The organism is Candidatus Rhabdochlamydia sp. W815 (assembly GCF_018642185.1).
Classification (GTDB): Bacteria; Chlamydiota; Chlamydiia; order Chlamydiales; family Rhabdochlamydiaceae; genus Rhabdochlamydia; species Rhabdochlamydia oedothoracis.
Map to the genome: position 1 here is coordinate 1 of NZ_JAAVTY010000011.1, position 23086 is coordinate 23086.

Sequence of the window (23086 nt, forward strand, 5' to 3'; positions counted from 1 at the left end):
AACTTTTTGCTTTTTCAAATTTCATCATGCCCTTACGTATTTTTAAGGGCATTATTTTATACAAGGGCTTTTTTATTTCCTAGTTTTGAAAGAGCTCTATTGCTCTACTTTTGAAAAGATTTTAAACAGGCTCTTAGTTAAATCTTAATTTAAAAACAAACGAGTATAGGTAGCACTTCATTGACAGTGTCACCCCTAGAGATAAAGAGATATTAAGACAGGGATTCTTCCGGAGTTTTTTCTAGATTATAATGAACCTCCCACATTCTTCGGAACTCAGGACAGTTCTCTAATAGCTGCTCTTTGGTTCCCTCAGCAATTTTAGCTCCTTGGGAAAGATAAATGATCTTGTCTGCGTGTTCAATCGTAGAAAGACGGTGTGCAATGATAATCTGAGTAATCTCCCCTTTTAAATTGATAATCGCATCTTTAATATACATTTCGCTAATGGAGTCGAGCGCAGATGTTGCTTCATCTAGAATAAGAATAGGTGCTTTTTTAACAAGGGCTCTTGCAATAGCCAGGCGTTGTTGTTGTCCTCCAGAGAGATTCTGTCCTGATTCCGCAAGTATTGTCTCATATTGATCGGGTAAGCGCACTATAAATTCTTCAGCGTGGGCTTTTTTAGCTGCTTCTTCAATTTCTTGGCTAGTAAAGGGACATCCAAAAGCAATATTAGCACTAATTGTATCACAAAATAAAAAAGGTTTTTGAGAAACAAAAGCAATGTGCTCCCGTAAGGATTTTTGCGTATAGGCTTTTAAAGGTTTTCCATCAATACGAACTTCTCCTTGCTGAATATCGTAAAGACGAGGCATTAATTGTACAATTGTTGATTTACCAGCTCCTGTGGGGCCAATAATGGCTACAGTCTCTCCTTTGCGAACGGTAAAGGAGATATCTTTTAAAATCCAATCCCCTTGATAACGAAACCACACTTTATCAAATTCTATCGAATCAAAAAACCCGGTAAGTTCCGTTGCATCTGGGTGATCTTGAATATCGGGCTTAATGTGTAGTACTTCAAACATCCTCTCAGCAGCTACAATGCCGCGCTGGATATTTCCATTTTCATCAGCAAATTTTTTAACGGGTTCATACACGAGCTGAAGCATGCCACAGAATACGATCAACTGCGATAAGCTCATCCCAATTGTATAAAGACCAAATAAAACAACACAGGCTAAACACAAAGTGGTAATCGCATGTAAGATAGGACGAGTCAAAAGACCATATTTGGCTGTTTTACTTTCTAAAACAGCCATACGTTCATTTTGTTCTTTGTATTTTCTCAAAGAAAACCCTTCCATAGAAAAAATCTTAACCGTCTGTATGCCAGCTAAAAATTCGATCAATATATTGGCAAAACTCTCCTGATTTTTTTGTAGTTGGCGAGAAACCCTCTTAACTCTACGGGCTAAAAATACAATGGGAATAATAATTAAAGGCACTCCAAAAAAGATGACAAGAGATAAGCGCCAAGAAAGATAAAAGCACATGGACAAACAAGTAATAATCGTAAAAGGCGTTTGCAGATAATTCGTTAGCCAAGAATTAATAGAAGTAGCTATCTGTCCTGCATCACCAACGACTCGAGCAGAAAGGCTACCAATATTATGCTGCTGATAAAAACTCATCGGTAAGGATTGAATATGCTCAAAGTACTGCTGGCGCAAATCCCGGCTAACGCGAATAGCAAGTAATTGTGTAGTATAGCGGCTTGCAAAAAGCCAAATTGCTTTAAAGATCGCAACAGAAATCAGGACTAGGATCAAAGCTTTAATATTATGAGAAAGGCGGAGTTTTTGCTTTACCTTAGCAAGCATCCAACTTAATGGATTACCTTCGCTTTTTTGTGCAATAAAAGAGGTGGCTTGTTGTTTTGTGATAAGTCCTGTGTGATCTTTATCAATCAGGTCCCATTTCTCTTGCACTTGTTCTAAAGCAACCACATCTCGACTGTTTTCTTTAGAAAATAAGATAAAAAAATCTGCTCCATTATTGGATAATACACCTAGAGCGAACATCTCCATTTGACTAGAAATCGTTAGACAAAGCAATGTAAAGAAAGTGATGATAAATAAATATAAATGGCGACAGCTTCTTAGAGCAGCATCTAAAAGTAATTTCATAGTAATTCCTTGAATCTAAGGATTACTCTTGAGGTAACCCCGTATCTTCAACTAAGAATTTACCAATTTGCCGATATTTTTGATAGCGTTGTTCAACAAGAACATCGGGATCTATATGTGTTAGCCTCTTATATTGCTCAAGAACATATCTTTTAACTTGAGCATATATAAAAGATGGATCGTGATGAGCACCACCTAAAGGCTCCTCAATTTTTGCATCCACAATCTTGAATTTTAATAAATCTTCCACATGCATTCTTAAAGCTTTAGCTGCGGTTTCATTCTGATTAGTGTCTTTCCAAAGAATAGAAGAACCTGCTTCTGGAGAAATTACGGAATAATAAGAATGCTCTAACATCCCTATTACATCGGCTACTCCTATTCCAAGAGCTCCACCAGAGCATCCTTCCCCTATTAAAATAGCAATAATTGGAGTAGAAAGACGGCTCATTTCAAAAAGATTCTGTGCAATGGCCCATCCCTGACCTCTTTCTTCTGCAGCAAGACCTGGATAAGCACCTGGAGTATCGATTAAACACAAAATAGGCAGGTGAAATTTAGCGGCAAGACGCATATATCTTAAAGCCTTACGGTATCCTTCTGGATGAGGCATTCCAAAATTGCGATGCAAACGACTTTCTGTATCATGACCCTTTTCTTGTGCAATCACCATAAAATTCACATCATCTATCTTTGCCAACCCGCATATAATTGCAGGATCGTCCCCAAATGCCCTGTCTCCATGTAATTCAATAAATTTTTCCGTTAAATTGCGAATATAATCAGTTGCTTTGGGCCTTTTAGGGTGGCGACTAATGGTAACTCTTTCCCAAGGGGTTAGCTGAGAACATATATTTTTTTTTAGTTTTTCTAACTTTGTTTCTAACTGTTCTATTTCATCTTCTGTCCACAAAGTGCTATCTTTTTTATTTTGCTCTTTTAATTGAGATATTGTCTTTTCGTATTCTACAATCTGTTTTTCATGGGCTAACATAATGTTTTCCTTTTTCTAACGCGAAGGCGTTGCCACTTCTATACCAGGCAGGGTGGCTTCTTTAAAATCTTTCACAATTTCAATAAATGTTGGCTTGGTAATTACAATGGAAAAAAGCTCCTCTATATCTTTTGAGGCTAATCGAATACATCCATTGCTGCTATAGTCTCCAATGCACGTCAAATCCTCTACAAGCTGTCCGCTAGAATCAGCAACCCAGGGAGAACCTTGTAATCCATAGCCTTTAGCTGGTTCAGAAGTACGTTCTACTTCTTGCTCAAAAGGGATCCAATGAGTACCAAATACTGTAATCATTTCCACCGTTTTATTTTGGTAAACCCCTTTGCTTTCCAATTGATAAGTAGCAACTCTCTTTCCCAAAAGATATTTGCCAAGAGGCGTTAAACTACCAGAGGGTTTGCTAGGATCTAATTTGCCTAAACCAATAGAATATGTTTTTAACAATACCCTCTCATTAGTTCCCGTATCAAAATAATAAAATCCCATTTTGCAACGAGAAATATCTACAAGCAGATAAAATTCCATTTTTTTATCTCTGCGAAATACATTAAAGCGATTTCCTTCTACTATCCTTCTTTGTGAAGGATACTCCCCTTTTGCACCTAGACTGCGTAAAATAAAAGAAGAAGAGGTTTGATAGTAGTCAGCGTAATCATTTAACCAAGCAGGCCTACCTACTAACCAAGAAACAGAGCTGCTATAAGAAATCGTCTCGACAATCGGAAATTGAGAAGTTGAATTTTTAGAAAAGAGTTGATAAATCCGATTTATACAAGGCAAGTCTCCATTTAGCGAAAGCGGTTTAGTATAAGGCTTTTTTATTTCTACTTTTTGTTGCACAATTATAGGAGGATTCGGGTTTTTCTCTATTTGGCCACTTACTTGCTCATCATGAGCTCTACTTTTTTTAATCATAGCTGTAATTGCTATCATAGAAAACAAGGCAGTTGAACCAATCAGTAGAATTCTTGCAATAGCCAAATGTAGCCTCTCCTCGTTTAAGGATTAGATGATAAGGGTTAAACTCATAATACGTTTAATTTTAACAAAATATCGATTAATCCAACTAAGATAGTAAAGATTGTAAACTATTTCAGATTAAACTAAAATAAAATAATGAATAGAGAGCACCCCATTATATAGAGATAAAAAGTTGCATTTCAACTATTTAACAACAAGAAATGCAACTTGATTTGAGTTAACTAATCGGCACATTTTTATATACAGATTGGTGCTCTGTGGCTGTGGCTAGTTTTCTTTTCTTTTCCATTAGCTTACGCATTTTCTTACCTGGAGTAAATTTTACAGCCAATCGAGCCGGAATGATAATAGGAACAGCTGCGTTTTTAGGATTACGACCTATTTTCTGCTTCCGCTCTACTACTTCAAAAACCCCAAAATCGCGTAATTCCAGACGATTTCCTTCAGAGAGATAATCCGTTGTTTTATCTAAAAATGATTGAATCACATTGCGTACATCGTTAGGATGCAATCCTCGATGTCTAGAAATCATCTGAATCAACTTTTTTTTAGTAATTGTTGCCATAAATCTTGCTCTCCTTGTTTCTAAATATAAGCATTTTCAAAATACCTCTCTTTTCTCTTTCAAAAGAAAAGAGCGGTATTTATCTATTTACATTCACTAGGCTCATTGTTGTATCGTCTTGATTTTCAATCAAGTTGTTTTTTATAAAAAAAAATCGACATCTCTTAACAAAGAGAGTGAAAAATGTAGTTTGTCTTCAAACTATTTTTTAATAGAAACTAATATTTTTTTTCTTTTACCAGAACTGAAAACTAAAAACCGACCTGCAATTGCCATTTCTGGTTCAATTAAAAAATTGATATCATGAATTTTTTGATTATTGAGATACGCGCCACTATTATGAATAAGCCTTGCTGCTTCGCTTTTACTAGAAACAAGGCCTATTTTCACAGAAATATCTATATATTTTTGACCAATTAACTCGGACTGTTGTACATATTCAACGGGCATATCATTAGCTGAAATCTCTTTTAACACATCAAATTCTAAAATTGCTTTACCACCAGGAGCTAAGCACTGGGTAACTTTTTGAGCGATTTGCAGTCCTGTGCTTCCATGAATCAGCTGAGTCACCTCTTCTGCTAAACGCTTTTGTGCCGTATTGGGAACATATTCTGAACTCTTTATAGATCTCTCGTATTCTGCAATTTCTTCTAAGTCCATAAAGGTAAGCATGCGCATTAAACGAATAACTTCTGCATCTTGGGTTCGATAAAAATACTGATAAAATTGATAAGCAGAACACTTATCTTTAGAAAGCCAAATCGCTCCTTCTTCTGTTTTACCAAATTTTCTGCCATCCATGCGAGTAAGTAAAGGAAAAGTATATCCAAACACCTGCGCACTTATTCTTTTGCGTACAAAATCGATTCCAGCTGTAATATTGCCCCATTGATCGCTACCACCTAACTGCACCTGTACGTTATGATCGGTATACAAACGATAAAAATCATAAGCTTGCAATAATTGATAGCTAAACTCTGTAAAACTTATTCCCTCTTCAGAAGAAAGACGGGTTTTTACACTATCTTTAGCTAGCATAGTACTCAATCGAAAATACTTTCCTATATCTCGTAAAAAATCAATAAATCCATATTCTTTGAACCATTGATCATTATTGAGAATAAGAGGACGCGTAGAAGGGTCTGAAAAATCAAGCACTTGCTCAAAATGTTTGGTGATAGAATGCACATTAGTGATAATTGTTTGAGTATCGAGTAAGGGACGCTCTATACTTTTACCCGAAGGATCTCCAATTCGTGCAGTAGCCCCTCCTAAAACAACAACAGGAGTATGGCCAAATTTTTGAAACCAGTGCAAAACGATAATACCAACTAAATGACCAATATGCAAACTATCTGCTGTTGGATCAAATCCTAAATATACTTTGGTAGGTTTTTGAAGAAGATTTGTCAGTTCATCACTAGTAGTAGCTTCCAACAAACCGCGTTTTTGCAAATGCTCTATAATCATGGGATCTTTTAATGAAAACAAAGGCTCCATCTTAAATTAGAAGGGATTTTCCATCAACTTTTGAATGTTATTTAAGAACGATCTTTGTTGTAGATCACTTGCATGTCTTGTTTTAACTTTTCTACTAGAATACCAACTCGCTGACTAAATTCTGCAGCATTGCGGTTTTCATCGAACAAAGATATGCTTTTTTCTTTTAATACAACTCTTTGAGAAGCGTACCTTTCAATCCATCTATGGATTTCAATTAACTTCTTTTTAAGAGCAGGAGCTGTGACTTTTTGATCGAAAGATTCTAGATGTTTTTTTAATTTTTCTCTTACTTTTTTTGTTTTTAAACTCTCTTCCGCAATTTTTTTTTCATTTCCAAATTTCATCCAAAGCTCCTATCTATTTCCTTAAAATCAAGCCAATGTTCGCATGATAAAGTAATATATATATATAATCAATTTTTTATTTAACAAAATCTAAAATGGATTAAAAAGATTGATAAAATGGGCAGGAATAGCAAAATGTTTAGTTGTGATTTGTTTTAAACATTTTACACCCACTTTTTCTGTAGAAAAATGACCTAAAGCAAAGAAATGAATCCCATTCTCATAAGCTAAGTCCCAGATTGGTTCATCAAAACTACCTGTGATAAAACAATCTACCTCTTCTTGAATAGCTTGTTCTATCATCCAATGCGCCCCTCCTGACACAATGGCAACAGAAGATATTTGCTTCTTACCCCCTAATGACGTATGCGCTACATGTTCATAGTACGCTTCTAATTTTGTTTGAAAACTCTCTACTAGAGTGGGCTTAATTTGAGCCTTTACTCCAATCTTATTTCCACATAGTGATCCAAATGCTTTTAAGTCTGTTAAATTTAAATCACGAGCTGCTTTCCAGTTATTGCCAACTGTTTGATGCGCATCTAGTGGTAAATGATAAGCTAATAGAGAGATTTCATTTTCCAGCAAAAGCTGAAATTTTTGTTTTTTAGAACCTAAAAGAATACAAGAGGTTTTATCCCAAAAAATCCCATGGTGCACAATAAGAGCATCTGCTTTTAAGGCTATCGCTTGTTTAATGGTTGCTAGGCTAGCTGATACAGCAAATGCAACACGGGAAATAGTCTTTTTACCCTCTATCTGCAAACCATTTGGGCACACATCTGAAAACAACTCAGGCTGCAAAAGCTGATTGAGGTATTGTAACAAATCTTGTAAGGTAATCATTAGCAATGATGATTAAATACATGATTAGTTTATGTCTAGAGAAGAAATAAAAAAAAAGGTTGGTTACAAAGCTGCTGAACTAATTGAAAATAATATGTTAGTTGGGCTAGGAACCGGTTCTACTGCTTTTTATTTTATTGAAAGATTGATCCAACGCTTTCATCAAGGATTAAAAATAGAAATTGTTGCTAGCTCTCAACAATCTTTTACACAAGCTAAACAAGGCGGTCTCCATCTTTTAGATATCGATAAACTATGTTCTCTTGATTTAACCGTAGATGGAGCAGATCAAATCGATTCTCAAAAGCGTATGATTAAAGGAGCTGGTGGCGCTCATGTAAGAGAAAAAATTATGGCAAGTATGAGTCGAGAAATGCTTGTAATTATAGATGAGAGCAAAATAGTAAAAGAGTTAGGAAAAATCAAGCTGCCTGTTGAAATTCTCCCCTTTGCTGCAAGAGCTACCATACACCATATTGAACAAGCGGGCTATAAAGGTCTTCTACGTACAAATGCTGATCAATCTTTGTATATTACAGATAATCAAAATTATCTTTTCGACATCTATTTCCCTACATTCATTGCTTTTCCAGAACAAGAACATCAAAAATTGATCCAAATTCCAGGAGTTATAGATACCGGTTTCTTTTTTAATTTAGCTAAACGAGTAATTATTGGATTTTTCGATGGACAAATTGTAATTAAACAATAAATAGTCAAATTAAAAGAGGAAAAGTATGGATTCTGAGTTAATTCCCATTACTTTCAATAAAATTATGCAATCACGCTCTTATACCGTGATTATCCTGGGCACGGAAGAAAAGCGTTTTGCTATCTATACAGACCCCCAAGTGGGAAATAACATTCAAATGCACCTAACAGAGAAAAAAAAACCACGCCCTTTTACCCATGATCTCATTCATGCCATTTTTTCGGGTTTTGATATTCGGACAGCGCAAATTGTTATCCATGATGTAGAAGATACCATCTACTTTGCACGTTTATATTTGGAACAAAAAATCGGTGAAAAAACAACAATCTTAGAAATTGATGCTAGGCCTAGCGATTGCATCACTCTTTCTCTTTTAAACAATATTCCCGTCTTTTGCAGAAAAGAAGTTCTCGAAAAAGCTATCCCTGTTGAGGAATAAGCTCAATATCAAACTCTCCTTTAAATACAAGAAGAGCAATTAATCCAAACCCAGCACCATAGACCTGTAACGAAAAATCACGATTTTCTATAGCTACCATCTTGCTTAAGACCCCGCTTAATTGAAAAGCAAGAGAAAAAGGAATCGGGAGCAACACCATGATCATGCCTGGACTCCTTCCCGCTACTTCAGATGCATAACTACACATGCCATAATTGCACACAAAGGGCCCTTTCAACCTCGAAGTGCACAAAAAAGAACATATAAATACTTGAAAAAACATCTATTGTGCACCCGAGCATAGCATGTTTGTAGATAATCTCCTAAACACTTCTAGTGGAGTTTCGAAGTTGAGAGCCTTTCTAGATCTGTTATTTAGTATAAGTTTCCACCCTTTCCATATCCTTGGAAGTAGTATCTAAAAAGCTTTGTGTTTTAGAGCCTGTTTAAAATCTTTTCAAAAGTAGAGCAATAAAAGCAAGAACCACCATATTCAGGCTTGTATGTAGTTTTCTTTCACAATTTTTCCATAGCCTGCGACATTTTTCTATCCACGCAAAAGAACGCTCTACAACCCATCTTTTGGGAATAACTGTAAAAGTATGAAGTGTATTTCTTTTAGCTATTTCTACTATACATCCTAATATCTCCTGCACACTCTTTGCAAATTTTTCTTGCGAAAGAAAACTACATACAAGCCTGAATATGGTGGTTCTTGCTTTTATTGCTCTACTTTTGAAAAGATTTTAAACAGGCTCTAATAATTAATGTTAAATTTATTACGGGCTAGTGTAAGTATTGCCTTTACAGCTTCGTCTGCATCTTCTCCAATAGCCTCTACATCGATCTTAGCTCCTTTATCAGCAGCTAAGATCAAAATACCCAGAAGAGATTTAGCATTCACAATCTCTTGTTGGTATTTTAATGTAACCTCTGCTTTAAAGCTTGTAGCACATCTAAGTAATTCCGTTGAAGGACGTGTATGTAGGCCTTTTTCATTAGCTACAATAAAAAAGCCTTTGTATTTTTTTTTCATTTTAGAATTAAAAACACTCATTAAAAGCAAGCCTTGTTTTTCAACAAAACTCTAATATAATTTTTTATGATAAAGCAGCTTTTTATTTATTTCACCCTAATATAACGCTGCCATAAAAAATTATACTTTATATTGAACTATCCTATCTAGCCAAATTTGCTTTAAGGCGCTTCAAGAAATTTTTCCAATTGAGTTACCAATTGATCAAAAGAACGCATGACAATCTTAACGGATTCTGTAGAGCGCATATCTACACCTGCTTCTTTTAGAAGATCTAAAGGATTCTTGCTAGAACCGGCAGATAAAAACCGTAAATACTTTTCCTGAGCAAAAGTTTCTTCACTACAAACTTTTTCTGCTAAAGCATGAGCAGCACTAATTCCTGTTGCATACTGGTATACGTAAAAATTATAATAGAAATGAGGAATGCGTAAACATTCAACATCTAATTCTGCATCTAAACTAAAATCTTTACCAAAATATTCTTCATTTAGCTTTCTATATTGATTTTTTAAGACAGCCGGTGTTAAAACTTGAGAGGAATCCACCTTTTCATGCATGTATAATTCAAATTCTGCAAACATGGTTTGCCGAATTAAGGTAGATCGGATGGCATCTAACTTTTGGTTGATTAAGAATGCCTTTTGCTCTTTTGTCTGTGCTTGATTAAACAAATAGCGAAAGAGCAGCTCCTCATGGAAGGTAGAAGCTACTTCTGCTACAAAAATGCCATACTGAGAATACTGATAAGGTTGGTTTAAACGGCTGAAATAGGAATGCATACTATGACCTACTTCATGAGTTAAGGTCATCATATCATTAAATGTTCCCTGGTAATTCATCAAAATATAGGGCATACTATCATAACACCCGCTTGAATAGGCACCTGAGCGTTTGCGCGGGGTTTCATAACGATCTACCCAATGCTCATGTGTTAATCCCCTTTTGACAGTTTCTTGATAATCTACTCCTAAGGGAGCTAAAGAAGCCACAATCCACTCTACCGCTGTATCGTAATCAACATCCATTTCTACATCTTTTACCAGTGGTACAAACAGATCATAGGCATGCAAACTTGAAACTTTTAAATATTTTTTACGCAAAGAAATATAACGATGTAGAGAAGGTAAATGCTCATGCACCGACTGAATCAAAGAAAAATAGACTTGAGGATCGATCTCATTTACATAAAGAGCCGCCTCTAAACAAGAAGAATATTTACGCGCTTTTCTTTCAAAGACATGCTTTTGTATTTGACCCTGCAGTAATTCGCTAAGCGTATTTTCATAAGACAAAAAACCACGATGTAATGTTTTAAATGCATTTTCCCTTAATGTACGATCTTTTTCTTTCAAAAGGGTTAAATACTTACCATGAGTTAAGGCGTGCTTATTCTCTTTACTATCACATATATCTGGAAATTTCAAATCTGCATTATTAAAAGCGCCAAATGCTTGGCTAGAGGTTTCTAAGGATTTGCCTACAAGAGCCATTAGTTCCTCTTGCTCTTGAGATAAAGTATGACTTTTAAGGCGGACAATCCTTTCTAAGTATAAACGATAAGAAGCTAGAACAGGATCTGTAATAAAAGCATCTAATGCTTTTTCCGGTGCTCGCAATAAAGCTGGTTCAACCCATGCTGTTTCTTGACGGAAGGCATATAAAATCGTACTAATGCGCGACATAGCTATTTTTGCAACTTCTTCTGCTACGTCTTCGTCATGTCTTAAATGCGCATAGGTATAAAGCTTGGATAGCTGTCTTTCAAGCTCCATACACGTCTCAATGAGACTCTTTAATTGCTCTGGATTTTTTTGCCAGCTAGATTCAAAAATTGCAATTTCTGGCCAATGAAGGGTTTGTTTTTCTCTTGCAAAAAGCTGCATTTGCTCTTCCCAAACTTCCCAGGAGCTATATAGCTGCTCTACATCCCAGCAATCATTTTTCTGCATTTGCTCTCTTGAATTAAAAGACGGGGTATAAACCTCTTCTGTTGTCATGAATAGTACCTTTTAAGAACTTTAATGAAGATGCTATCATACGCAAAACCTCTTTGATTAGTCAACTCTATCTCTATAAGAGTGTTTGGTATTAAATTTTTTAATTGATGATTTTTAGCACTATAACATCAAAAGTGCTAATTTACGTTGTCAAAATTCCCTTATTTTTCTACAATGAAGCTTGAAGTTTTTTTACAAATTTACAAAGAGAGATCTTCTCTCTTTTTATGATTTCCTTCAAACTCTTTACTTAAAAGGAGATGAAAATGACAACTGCAACTAAAAAAAAATTTAAACCTTTAGGAGATCGCGTTCTTGTTCAGCATACAGAAGAACAAGAGGTACTAAAAGGCGGTATTGTGCTCCCGGATACAGCCAAGAAAAAAGGGCAATTTGCTACGGTTATTGCTGTTGGGGCAGGTGCTACTACACCTGAGGGAAAACCAATTCCCATTCTAGTTAAAGAGGGAGACAAGGTTTTAATCGATAAATACGCTGGTCAAGAATTAACGATTAAAGATGAAGAATTCGTTATTTTACGAGCAAACGAAATTATTGCACTTATCAATTAAGCCAAAAAGGAGTTATCTAATATGGCCAAAAACATGAAATTTAAAGAAGAAGCTAGTCAGAAGATTTTAAAAGGGGTGCGTACACTCGCTTCTGCAGTTAAAGTAACTCTAGGTCCTAAAGGACGAAATGTTGCTATCGAAAAATCTTATGGTGCACCTGTTGTAACAAAAGACGGTGTAACAGTTGCTAAAGAAATCGAGCTAGAAGATAAGCACGAGAACATGGGCGCTCAAATGATTAAAGCAGCAGCTAGTAAAACAGCTGATAAAGCAGGAGATGGAACCACTACTGCTACTGTTCTAGTCGAAGCTATGTACAGCGAAGGCTTGCGTCACACTACATCTGGAGCTAATTCTACAGCAATTAAACGAGGAATTGATAAAGCTACCGATGCAACTATTGCAAAACTTAAGAAGCTGAGCAAGCCTATTAAAGACAAACTCGAGATTGAGCAAGTAGCAACAATTTCTGCTAACGGAGATGCAGATATTGGACAAACAATTGCTAAGGCCATGGAAAGAGTGGGCAAAGATGGAACCATAACGGTTGAAGAAGGCAAAGGACTAGAAACAATTCTTGATGTTGTAGAAGGAATGAGCCTGGATCGCGGTTATGTATCCCCTTATTTTGTAACAAATCGAGAAACACAGGAATGCATTTTTGAAGATCTTTATATTCTACTTTATGAGAAAAAAGTTTCTTCCGTTAAAGAATTTGTTCCTATTTTGCAATCGGTTGCTGAAACAGGCCGTCCTTTCTTGATCATCGCAGAAGATGTAGAAGGCGAAGCTTTAACAACGCTTGTATACAATCGTTTGACTACAGGTCTTAAGATCTGTGCTGTAAAAGCTCCTGGTTTTGGAGATAGACGCAAAGCGATTCTAGAAGATATCGCTATTCTAACCGGTGGCCAATTGATCAAAGAAGAGCTTGGTCTTAAATTAGAGAAAGTAACGCTTGACATGCTAGGCCGCGCTAAAAAAGCGGTTATTGGTAAAGATAGCTTCACTCTAGTAGAAGGTGCTGGAGATAAAGCAAAAATTGAAGAACAAAAAGCCTTGCTGCGTTCTCAAATCAAAGATTCTGAGTCTGACTACGATCGCGAAAAGCTAGAAGAGCGTCTTGCTAAACTTGCAAGCGGCGTAGCCATTATCCGTGTAGGAGCGGCTACTGAAGTGGAAATGAAAGAGAAAAAAGATCGCGTAGATGACGCAGTTCATGCAACTCAGGCTGCTGTAGAAGGTGGTATTTTGCCAGGTGGTGGAGTTTCTTTCATTCGCTGTATCCCAGAACTAGAACAACTATGCAATAGTTTAACCGATCCTGATGAAAAAGCAGGGGTAAATATTGTGATAAAAGCGCTAAGCTCGCCTTTACGTCAAATTGCTGAGAATGCAGGCTGTGAAGGTTCTGTTATCGTTCAAAACGTAGCAAAAATGAGCACGTATGAAGGATGGGACGCTTTAAATGATAGCTATTGCGATATGTTAGAAAAAGGGATTATCGATCCTGCAAACGTATCTATTTTCGCTATTCAAACAGCAGCATCTACTGCTGCAATGCTTTTGACAATGGAAGTGATCATTGCGCAAGAACCAGAAGAGAAGATGCCAAGTCCTGCCGGCATGCCAGGCGCAGATTATTAATCTGTAAATTGCAAAAAGGCGCTTAAATCTTTAAGCGCCTTTTTTTGTTTTCTTGCATCAAATATTTTTTTTATTTATTTTGAAAATTAAGATAAAAAAAAGAGGTTCTCGTGAAATCATTTTGCTTTGGATTGGTAAAGCTCGTCGTTGTTATTCTTATAGCTTTAATTATTTTTGCATTTATCGCTAAATCTAGACTACCCGATATTGTTTCTAATAACTTATCCAAAAAAATACATGTCCCTGTACAGATAGATGATATCCATCTCAATTGGAATAGGATCGATATAGATAAAATTACTATCGGTAACTCATCAGGGTCTGTTTTACCAAAAGCTTTTTCCTGCGATCGATTATTTTCTATAGCCCCTTTCACCAATTATTTAAAAAGACACGTTATTATCGATCAAATCAAAATCGATAATGTCTATCTAGGTTTAGAATTTAAAGCCCCTTTAAGCACGGATGGAAATTGGTCCAAGATTATAGATCAAATTAACACTTCCTCTACAAGCACTTTCCGTACCGTTTTAATCCGTAAATTGATTTTAACCAATATTGATGTAGATCTAGTTTATATCTCTGAAGGAAACTCTGTCAAACGCCTTCGCCGCATTGATCGAATTGAGTTAAACGACGTCAGCAGTGAAGAAGGCATTCCTGCTAACCAAATCACCTCTCTTGTCATAAAAGAGATGATCAAACATGTTCTACAAGAGCAAAATCTACAAAACATGATCAAGGATGTAATCAAAAATCCAGAAAAAGGTATAAAGAGAATTCTGAATCCTTTCAAGAAGATTTTTAATACAAAAGTAGTACTAAAAGACGAATTGATAAGTTAAACAATAATACCGTCATTAGATCTAGATATCCATTGATCGACAATTTGGTATTGCTCATTTACCTTAAAGGCGCGAATCTTTTCTTTTTGATCATCGTCTAACTTAGCGATGTGATTGAGAAGATCTGTTAAAAACTGCAACCTGTGCTCTACAATCCCCTCATTTCTAAAGATAAAAGGACTAAGAATGCGTAAATGCAGATCTTTTAAAGTTTGTTGATCCTTTTCTTTTCCTAACCTAAGATTAAATAAGACCTCATCAATACAGGCACTAACATTTCCTCGGTCTTTGTTATCCTTACAAACCGATGCCATTATACGAATTTGATATTCCGATTTAAAATACTCCTTCAAATAAGAATAAAAAATGACCAATAAAACCCGTCTTTCTATCTTATTAAACTCTGATTTCCCAGAAAAATAGAGACTGAGCAATTTGTTAAGTAAATGCTCTATCTCTTCTCTTTTGCTCGTAGCAAATTCTCTGAATTTTTTAGGAATCCTAAATCCTTCTTTTTCTCCTATTACATTATCTACTAAATTTTCTTTCCATTTTGCAAGGTTTTTTTTATCTATTTCTTCAATAGTAGGACCATCAAAGGGAAGGGAAAGAAAATAGAAGACTTCGGTATATGTCTCTTCAAGTCTTTGGATAGCCTCTGCGCGATTATTATCTGCGGATAGTAAAAAACCATTGCCTTTCTTATCCATATACTGGTGATTTACATATAGAAAGCGTATTTTTTTTCTCTGTATACTATCTAAAAATCCTAGAAATTCGGGAGCTATAACAGTAGCATTATTTCTTGTAATCCGAGCACAAAACGATTTTGTTGTTTCAATGGTTGGCGTTGGATAACGAATATAGTAAACGTCATATGATTCAATAATGCCCCATTTAACCTTATGAACCGACCTTAACTCAGGTATGTTTGCACTAGAAAGTTGATCAGAGTTGATGCCTGCCGCATTACAGGCCTTTTCGCAATTTAATGAAAATGATTGTCTTACCCCTTTAGGTAGCTTTCTTAGAATTCTATTATCTTCCTCTATCCATTTGCTTATATTAGTAAGGGTCATATTTCGCGATGGATCAAATTTGATCCTATTTTCAAGAGTCTTTTCTTGAAGATCAGTAAGAACCGTATCCATAAATTTAGCAAAACAAAGCTCTTGAATAAGAAGGCAGATAGAGTTAGAGAATTTATTTTTTTTATACTCCTCTGTCTGAAGAAGATCTCTTATAGCATAAGTATATTTTTCATAATCGTTGGATAGCTCATTACTAGAGTGTTGTTTTAACAAGCTCTCTATAACTTTAATCAAGTGCTTATATATAGAGAAAAGGCCTTCTTTAAAAACCGGTACAAGCTTAAAATTTATAGGCTTTTCTGCCATAAACAGTTTTAAATTTTTAAAGAACTCCTCAGGAGTTACTTGAAAGTTATTCAATAATATATACTTTTCTAACGTCTTTCTTTGTACTGCCAAGTTCATCGCATATTTATCCACGTGCGTTTCTATGGAAATTTGCTCTACAATTGGTGGTGTACTTTGAATTTTTTCTGCGCTATGCGGCGTTTCTTTTAGGTTAGAAAGATTTAATGGATCTTTTTCCTGTGTAATATTTCTGTAAGCCAATAACTTATGTGTGCAATCTAGAAAGAAGGCAAAGAGCCCTAAGAAAATAAGAGCACTTACCTTAACTACCTTTAATATTGTGGGATCTGTAGAAGCAGGAATAAATCTATTAGTATAATAATATTCTGATAAACTAATAATCATTAATAAACACTCTTATTTTAATATTATATATAGTTTGATTATTACAAATCACAAAATATTAGAACAAATAAAATAAGATAAATGATTACAGACTGAGCTAATTAAAATTTTTCTTAATCAACTCAGAAAAGATAAATCTACAAGGCTTTATTTGCTTCTAATAAAGCTGATACTTTTTGTTCCACCAATTCTGCATAATGTTCCCCTCCAAAAGAAAAATGAGCTTCTGTAGAGGAAGTATTGAATGCCTTAGGAGGAATCATATAACCATGTGCATCATTTACCAGTCCAAAAATAGATACCTGTTGATAACCAAGTGTTTCTCCTAGTTTTTTGAGTCTTTGATCATAGAAACAGCTAAGCTCTCCTGGAATAGTCACAAAGGCGTGAACATGATCAAAAACAAGTAAGTTAATTTCACTTTGATACTCCTCAATAGGTAAAGTTAGCCCAAAAGGCGTTGGTTGTGGTTTAAAAGAGTACACATGTTTATCTGTCTTAATGTGCAACGATTCTTTAGTACTGATCGAATGTAAGATCTTCTGTACCGTTTCTGCTAAAGATTTACCTAAAGCATCGCAATGAATATATTCCTGTGCTTCATCAATAGTGGCTTGTCCATTTTCTTTAAGAGAAGTAAAAATATTTTGCACTATTTGAGATAAAGTCTTACTTATCACTGAGCATTGTTCTTCTTGACTGTTAATATAAGGAATAATATCTCCCTGTGCTCCATTAAAATAGATCGTTTGCCCATTTTCTTCCGAGATATAATCCCTTGCATATCCTACAAAGTCTGCAGAAAAAAGCAGATTTTCACCAGTAAGAACTGTAGGGTGGACAGAATAGTTAAAAAGCACAGCTAATGGACTATCGTCCATTTTGGTTACTTTAATCACGGTCACATCGGATAAAGGTGTAGCTCCTACTGGCCAAGTACCTCGATATTGGCTTATATCTTCTGCTTTGCCATATCCAATTCCTATTTTGGCTGGGTTTAGACTCTTACTTGCTTCAATAATGGCTTTAGCGGTTTGCCTTACATATAATTCACTCAAGTTAGGATCGTAAGATCCTGCTAAATATTCCCCTAATTCAGGAATGTCTAAATACCCCCCTCCACCGGAATGAGTGTGAGAAGAGGCTATATATATCTCACAATTAGATAAGCTTTTTTCTAAATGAACCTCTTCTATAACCCTTTGAACCATTTCATAGTTAAATCCCAAGTGATCCACACTACACAAAACAATCTGTTTTTCTCCATTATCAATAAAGAGTGCCATTGCCCATAGAGGATCATGCACTCCTATCATATTCGTATTCCTTGCATATCCAGCTGAAGGGCTATTAATGGGAGGTGTGATCTCTTCTTTTGAGATTCCTACCATAAGAGAAGCCATAGCCCAAATAGGCATCATTAAAAAAGCAATTGAGCTTAAAGCAAATTTCCATAACATCTTTTTTCCTCCTGAGAGCAATTAACAAAGGATACATGATAACAAAAAACCTCAAAAAATCATACAGAAACCATTTATGTAGTAAAGCTATATGTGGGAGGAATTCTTTATTACAATTGGTGCAATGGTCTTGTCTCTGCTTCACAGATATACTCGTTTATCTTTAAATTAAGATTTAACTAAGTAAAATTTCCTAGATAAAAGAGGCTGCAGTTCTTCCCGATATTTAGGAATGTTTTCAAAAAAGGCATAAATTGCCTTCTTGAAATCTAAATCCTAAAAAACAAAAAATACACCTATTTCTTTGAAAAAAGCAATTGTTTTACTTGCCCCTAAAATTCTTAGAACAGATATTGAACAAACTCGCTTTTCTCAAATAGAGAGTGATTATTTCTTTTTTAACCTCAATCCTTGTCAGGATAAATATAAAAAGGCTCAAGAATTAGCCCAAAATACTTCTTCTTGTGCATGTTTTTGTTACGGTGTATGGAAAAATCCTCAGCAAATTACGTTGATTCAATCTCTTTTAAAGACAAAGAAACCTCTTATTTTACTTTCTGTAAAAGACCCTATCGGGGCTCATTTATTCTCTGATGCAGATGCCCTAATCACAACCTTCAGTCCCGCTATTGTGTCCATTAAGGCAGCTTATGAAAAGATGTAAGATCAATTGGATAATTCGAATTGATGACTAGAAGCAATCACTTTTTTTGATAGCTTCATAACTCCGATTAAATTAGTTATTAACATTAGAGCAATAGCTATATCTGCTAAACTCCAAATCATATCTACTTTCATCACACTTCCTATAGGAACTAAAAGCAAATAAAAAAATCTAAAATAATACGCTTTTTCATTACCTATTAAGAAACCTAAAGCTTTTTCTCCACAGTAAGACCAGGCTAAAATCGTGGTATAGGCAAACAAGATAAGCGCTATAATAACTATATACCCTCCTATCGCAGAATTTAATCCTTGGGAAAAAGCATAGGTAACCATATTAGTGCTAGATAGATCGGGAATCTGCCACGCTCCTGTTATGATCAATACAAGTCCTGTAGTTGTGCAAACAATCATAACAATTAAAGGGGTAATTAAAGTGGTAATTCCATTAGTAATAGGATTTTTAGCATGAGCGCTTGCTTGTAAAATAGGCACTATTCCCGTTCCTGCATCAGTGGCAAAAAGCCCCCGATCAAATCCTGTAATCACTGCTTTAAGCACTCCTATTCCTAAAGCCCCTCCTACAAAAGAAGAAAAACCAAAAGCATGTTGAAACATCAATCTAAAAGAAGGCAGGACTTTATCGTATTGCAAAACGATAATGACAAAAGCGGTGCTTAAATAAATGAGCGCTTTAAAAGGAACTATATAAGAAGCAAAGCTTGCAATTCTTTGAATGCCCCCTAAAATCACTATGCCCACTACTACTGCAAGGATCATGCTACAATATAAAGGATTGAACCCCATTTTTTCTAAAGGAAGAACAACAGAATTAATTTGTGCAAAATTTCCTACTGTAATAGAGCCAAAAAGAGTAAAAACAGCAAACAAGATAGCTAGCATTTTATAACCTAAGCCATCTCTTAAATAGTACATAGGACCACCTACATACTCATTTTTTGCGGTTTTTTGACGAAAAGAAATGCTCAAAACACAGCTTACATATTGAATGGCTGCTCCAAAAAAGGCCATTACCCACATCCATACTAAAGCGCCTGGACCTCCCGTAGCTATGGCTACAGCCATGCCTGATATGTTTCCTGTGCCAAAATTCCCTGCTAAAACAGAGGATATAGCACCAAAATGACTAATGTTGCCTTCTTGGCCTGTATTTTTTTTAGTAACACAAAGAAAGCTTTTTTTTAATTGAAAGACTTGGATAAAACGTAGCTTCAAAGTGAGATATGTACCAGAACAAACAATAGCTGGAAAAACAATAAATAAAGTAAAACACTCAATAAAATTTTTTATATCCATGTATCTCCTTTTTTAAGAGTTTTCATGAGCAACATATAAAAAACAATAGCAGCAAAAAGATTAAAAGTTGATCGTGTTCTTAAAAGAACTTGAATGTTTAAAATCTATGTATAAGTACTTTGTTTTCCTCCTAATTTTTTTAGCAAACCTTTCTGCAAAAGAGCTCTCCGATTGCTTCTGTCAGAAGCAATTTCAAAGAGCGCATATTGGAATCTATGTATTAAACCTTAACACACGAGAACCCATTTATCAAAGAAACGCTGAGCAATTTTTCATACCTGCCTCTTTGATGAAAATTCCAACTAGTGCAGTAGCAATCGCCCTTTTAGGAGAAGACTATCGATTTACAACTAGTTTAGAGTATGAAGGTCATATCGATCAGGAAAAAACTTTACAAGGAAACTTATGGATTCGAGGAGGAGGAGATCCGACTGTTTCCTTAACAAGTCTATTACAATGGGAAGCAGATCTTCAATCTCTTATTACTAAGATCAATGGAACTCTTTTTATCGATACAAGCTGTTTTGAAACAGCATTAGCTTCTAGATCTTGGAGTTTTGAAGACTTAGGCAATTACTATGGAGCTGGCGCCTCAGGATTTACTTTAAATCAAAACACCTATTACATCACCTTTCAGCCAGGTAAAAAAGAAAACGATCCTACGACCGTCATCAAAATAGATCCCCCTATTCCTAATTTAACTTTCTATAATGAAGTAACTACAGGTCCAGCTGGCTCTGGTGACCAAGTGTACGTTTTTGGATCTGAGTATTCTCCTATCCAATTTTATCGAGGAACCATTCCCATAGATCAAACTAGCTTTACTATAAAAGCTGCAATACCCGATCCCGCTCTACTTTGTGGTTTACTCTTGAGCAAACAACTAAAACCAACAAAAGGCATTAAGCTTATTAGAGAAAAAAATACAAGCATCCCACAACAAACAGTGATTACTCGCTATAAGTCTGTTTCTTTAAAGGAACTACTACAACCAATGAATCAATTTAGCATTAATCTTTATGCAGAACATCTTTTAAAAGCAATTGGTCAAGGCAATAGCAAACAAGGGACAAAATACATAGAGTCTTTTTTAAAAAATTTACATATCCCCTCTCAAGTCCATGATGGAGCAGGACTTTCTCGAACCAACCTATTAACTCCTAAAGGAATGGTTACACTTTTATCTCATATTAAAAGCTCTGATGTATATCTTTCTATATACACCTCTCTACCCGAGCTAAACCAAACAGGAACACCCCGGTTTTTCCCAAAAATTCCTTATGCTCATTTACGAGCAAAATCAGGAAGCATGGGTAATATCTACAATTTGGCCGGATACCTAACTCTTGGAGCCAAAAAACAATATGCATTTGCTATTTTTTGCAACCATTACAAGGGTCCTTCAAACGATATAAAAAAAGAAATAGCGCTTTTTTTAGATCTTTTGACAGAAAAGTTAGATCAATGAGCTAAAAATAAAGAATCTACCATGGAGCTTTTTGTGATTTTCTCCAAAATAGAAACAGGGGCAGCCTCTGGTATAATAAGGGATAATCTTGGAATAATCACAGTTTGTTCTAATGCATATTGTCCTGATATTGCTGCATGTGAAACCTGATCGGTAAATACAGCCCAACAAGAATGCGGAGGAAATTCCCAATAATCTTTCGAACAAATTTCTTGAAATTCCTCGTTCTCTTTTAAAAAATTATGTAAATTCAACATAAAAGAATCATAAGGAGAACGCAGGGTAATCGGCAGACCTAGTTTATGAGCACTTTTTTTTAAAGCTCGGATTAAGCGTCCTGAAAAGGTTTCATGAACTCCTTGAGGAAAAGGCAACTTATTGGTTCCGCCAAAAAGCTCTGCTAAAGTTTCAAAAGGATCGGAAGTAATCCAATGTCGTTTTTCCAAGGGATTAATATTGGTAAAAAAACGTAAAATGCGATCTCCATGTACCGGGCGAGAAGGAAAAGAATCCACGTGCAAAAGATCGTTACGTGCTCTTGTTCTTAATTGCCTACCTTTTTCCTGAAAAGGTCGAAAACTCGCATAATCCAATTTCCATTTATCTGCATAAGGAGCTAAAAGATGAGCTAATAAATCCATTGTTTTTCGAGAGTAGCTCTGCATGATGTCTAACATCTTCATCCTTTGTTCTTCTGACAAAGCAACAACATTTGTGATCTTATTAGATTGTGGTTTATAGGCAATGTTTTTGCGATTAGCCGCACCTGTCTGCTTTTGTGAAAGTAAAAAATCCAGCTCTTCTTGAGGAAAATCAAAGGGGCATTTTGGAAAAAAAAGGATATTTCCTTTTTCTAGTTCTTCACAATACCTCTGATGATAATCTATCTGCTGTAGATTTGCCTCTTCAACTGTAATTAACTGAGCCATAATACCTCAAGTGTTTGCAAGTGATCAAAAAATATTACATATTTATTTAAACTCTAATCTAATTTTAGAGAAAAAATAAAGTATTATTTAATAAATCTTCTACAAACCAAGACCCCAGAACGAAGAGCTTTAATTCATCTCTTAAGCATTTAGTGAAACCTCTAGGAAATTAAAAACACAGAAGGAAGCTATTCTTATAAATAGCTGGTATAAAAAAAGAAATTCGCTACTTCTTCTTTTTATTTTCTTTGATTCGAACAAGCTCATATCGATAAGGCGACTTTACCTCTACAATTTTGCCATCTTGACTAAATATAAGAGAGGTTCCTGTACGAACTGCAGTTTCAAAAGCTCTTTGAAAACTGCATTTATGAGCTTCTAAGAGCCTGTTTAAAATCTTTTCGATAAGGTATAAAGATAGTTTTCATAAAACCTTTGGAAGTAATTATGGCCCGCTCTTATCCAAGAGATATCTCTCGTAAACAATTTAGCAAAATCCATCTAATAGACATGTCATAATTGCACACAAAGAAGGGGTTTGATTGAAATAGTTTGCTCCTTTACGCTGGACATTCCAATAATCTATTTTTTTTCCAGCCGTATAACCTGTGCAAAGAAAGGCTAATAAAGGCCCTTTCAACCTTGAAGTGCACAAAAAAGAACATATAAATACTTGAAAAAACATCTATTGTGCACCCGAGCATAGCATGTTTGTAGATAATCTCGTAAACACTTCTAGTGGAGTTTCGAAGTTGAGAGCCTTTCTAGGTCTGTTATTTAGTAAAGTTTCCACCCTTTCTATATCCTTGGAAGTCGTATCTAAAA

The 23086-nt window shown here is 35.4% G+C and carries 22 protein-coding genes and 1 pseudogene; 7 read left to right on the forward strand and 16 right to left on the reverse strand.

All coding sequences use genetic code 11. The features are described from left to right. Window positions 1-212: 212 nt before the first annotated feature. The 7 genes from RHOW815_RS01710 to RHOW815_RS01740 all read right to left on the reverse strand — a co-directional run bounded on the left by RHOW815_RS01710 (window position 213) and on the right by RHOW815_RS01740 (window position 7386). Window positions 213-2132: an ABC transporter ATP-binding protein gene (locus RHOW815_RS01710; RefSeq protein ID WP_215216648.1), complete on the reverse strand. Its 1920-nt coding sequence runs from the start codon at window positions 2130-2132 to the stop codon at window positions 213-215. A 22-nt stretch (window positions 2133-2154) separates the two neighbouring features. Beyond that, a complete protein-coding gene (locus RHOW815_RS01715; RefSeq protein WP_215216649.1) occupies window positions 2155-3126 on the reverse strand; it encodes an acetyl-CoA carboxylase carboxyltransferase subunit alpha in 972 nt (323 codons plus the stop codon). Between the two features lie 15 nt (window positions 3127-3141). Further along, the gene (locus tag RHOW815_RS01720; protein WP_245397562.1) at window positions 3142-4128 is read right to left on the reverse strand and encodes a L,D-transpeptidase; all 987 of its coding nucleotides are present in this window, start codon (window positions 4126-4128) and stop codon (window positions 3142-3144) included. Between the two features lie 217 nt (window positions 4129-4345). Beyond that, window positions 4346-4693: an HU family DNA-binding protein gene (locus RHOW815_RS01725; protein ID WP_215216650.1), complete on the reverse strand. Its 348-nt coding sequence runs from the start codon at window positions 4691-4693 to the stop codon at window positions 4346-4348. 201 nt (window positions 4694-4894) lie between these two features. Continuing rightward, window positions 4895-6187: a tyrosine--tRNA ligase gene (gene tyrS / locus RHOW815_RS01730; protein WP_251368194.1), complete on the reverse strand. Its 1293-nt coding sequence runs from the start codon at window positions 6185-6187 to the stop codon at window positions 4895-4897. Between the two features lie 50 nt (window positions 6188-6237). Beyond that, window positions 6238-6543, reverse strand: coding sequence for a hypothetical protein (locus RHOW815_RS01735; RefSeq protein ID WP_215216651.1), 306 nt, complete (start codon window positions 6541-6543; stop codon window positions 6238-6240). 90 nt (window positions 6544-6633) lie between these two features. Next, on the reverse strand, window positions 6634-7386 hold the full coding sequence (locus tag RHOW815_RS01740; protein ID WP_350339707.1) for a Nif3-like dinuclear metal center hexameric protein: 753 nt from the start codon (window positions 7384-7386) through the stop codon (window positions 6634-6636). 34 nt (window positions 7387-7420) lie between these two features. Between RHOW815_RS01740 and rpiA the strand changes: the two genes are divergently transcribed. Together rpiA and RHOW815_RS01750 are read left to right on the forward strand one after the other, a co-directional pair. Next, window positions 7421-8101 carry a ribose 5-phosphate isomerase A gene (gene rpiA, locus RHOW815_RS01745; RefSeq protein WP_215216653.1) on the forward strand — a complete coding sequence of 227 codons (681 nt, stop codon included), beginning with the start codon at window positions 7421-7423 and terminating at the stop codon, window positions 8099-8101. A 25-nt stretch (window positions 8102-8126) separates the two neighbouring features. Then, a complete protein-coding gene (locus RHOW815_RS01750; RefSeq protein ID WP_215216654.1) occupies window positions 8127-8540 on the forward strand; it encodes a bifunctional nuclease family protein in 414 nt (137 codons plus the stop codon). Here RHOW815_RS01750 and RHOW815_RS01755 read toward each other — a convergent pair. From RHOW815_RS01755 to pepF, 4 genes and pseudogenes are all read right to left on the reverse strand, one after another. Further along, the gene (locus RHOW815_RS01755; protein ID WP_215216655.1) at window positions 8521-8706 is read right to left on the reverse strand and encodes a hypothetical protein; all 186 of its coding nucleotides are present in this window, start codon (window positions 8704-8706) and stop codon (window positions 8521-8523) included. The two genes, RHOW815_RS01750 and RHOW815_RS01755, sit on opposite strands and share 20 nt — an antisense overlap. A gap of 280 nt (window positions 8707-8986) precedes the next feature. Continuing rightward, window positions 8987-9214: pseudogene (locus RHOW815_RS01760) on the reverse strand (transposase); the annotation flags it as partial. 83 nt (window positions 9215-9297) lie between these two features. Next, a complete protein-coding gene (locus RHOW815_RS01765) occupies window positions 9298-9597 on the reverse strand; it encodes an HPr family phosphocarrier protein (protein WP_251368199.1) in 300 nt (99 codons plus the stop codon). Between the two features lie 140 nt (window positions 9598-9737). Further along, window positions 9738-11576 (reverse strand): oligoendopeptidase F, encoded by a 1839-nt coding sequence (gene pepF / locus RHOW815_RS01770; RefSeq protein WP_245397561.1) that lies wholly within the window; start codon window positions 11574-11576, stop codon window positions 9738-9740. A 266-nt stretch (window positions 11577-11842) separates the two neighbouring features. Between pepF and RHOW815_RS01775 the strand changes: the two genes are divergently transcribed. From RHOW815_RS01775 to RHOW815_RS01785, 3 genes are all read left to right on the forward strand, one after another. Continuing rightward, a complete protein-coding gene (locus RHOW815_RS01775; RefSeq protein WP_215216656.1) occupies window positions 11843-12148 on the forward strand; it encodes a co-chaperone GroES in 306 nt (101 codons plus the stop codon). 21 nt (window positions 12149-12169) lie between these two features. Continuing rightward, complete coding sequence (gene groL / locus RHOW815_RS01780; protein WP_215216657.1) at window positions 12170-13795, forward strand: chaperonin GroEL; 1626 nt, start codon at window positions 12170-12172, stop codon at window positions 13793-13795. Between the two features lie 110 nt (window positions 13796-13905). Further along, window positions 13906-14640, forward strand: a complete 735-nt coding sequence (locus tag RHOW815_RS01785; protein ID WP_215216658.1) for an AsmA family protein — start codon at window positions 13906-13908, stop codon at window positions 14638-14640. Here RHOW815_RS01785 and RHOW815_RS01790 read toward each other — a convergent pair. Beyond that, window positions 14637-16424 (reverse strand): hypothetical protein, encoded by a 1788-nt coding sequence (locus tag RHOW815_RS01790; RefSeq protein WP_215216659.1) that lies wholly within the window; start codon window positions 16422-16424, stop codon window positions 14637-14639. The two genes, RHOW815_RS01785 and RHOW815_RS01790, sit on opposite strands and share 4 nt — an antisense overlap. Window positions 16425-16561: 137 nt before the next feature. Then, window positions 16562-17884, reverse strand: coding sequence for a neutral/alkaline non-lysosomal ceramidase N-terminal domain-containing protein (locus tag RHOW815_RS01795; protein WP_215216660.1), 1323 nt, complete (start codon window positions 17882-17884; stop codon window positions 16562-16564). A gap of 304 nt (window positions 17885-18188) precedes the next feature. Between RHOW815_RS01795 and RHOW815_RS01800 the strand changes: the two genes are divergently transcribed. Continuing rightward, window positions 18189-18548, forward strand: a complete 360-nt coding sequence (locus RHOW815_RS01800) for a hypothetical protein (RefSeq protein ID WP_215216661.1) — start codon at window positions 18189-18191, stop codon at window positions 18546-18548. 2 nt (window positions 18549-18550) lie between these two features. Here the strand turns inward: RHOW815_RS01800 and RHOW815_RS01805 are convergent, their stop codons facing one another. Beyond that, window positions 18551-19864: an alanine/glycine:cation symporter family protein gene (locus RHOW815_RS01805; protein ID WP_215216662.1), complete on the reverse strand. Its 1314-nt coding sequence runs from the start codon at window positions 19862-19864 to the stop codon at window positions 18551-18553. Between the two features lie 106 nt (window positions 19865-19970). Between RHOW815_RS01805 and dacB the strand changes: the two genes are divergently transcribed. Further along, entirely contained in the window at window positions 19971-21332 is a 1362-nt protein-coding gene (gene dacB, locus RHOW815_RS01810; RefSeq protein WP_215216663.1) for a D-alanyl-D-alanine carboxypeptidase/D-alanyl-D-alanine endopeptidase, read from the forward strand. Here dacB and RHOW815_RS01815 read toward each other — a convergent pair. Next, window positions 21326-22261 (reverse strand): Kdo hydroxylase family protein, encoded by a 936-nt coding sequence (locus RHOW815_RS01815; RefSeq protein WP_215216664.1) that lies wholly within the window; start codon window positions 22259-22261, stop codon window positions 21326-21328. The genes dacB and RHOW815_RS01815 overlap by 7 nt on opposite strands. Before the next feature lie 487 nt (window positions 22262-22748). Continuing rightward, window positions 22749-22946: a hypothetical protein gene (locus RHOW815_RS01820; protein WP_215216665.1), complete on the reverse strand. Its 198-nt coding sequence runs from the start codon at window positions 22944-22946 to the stop codon at window positions 22749-22751. Window positions 22947-23086: the final 140 nt, after the last annotated feature.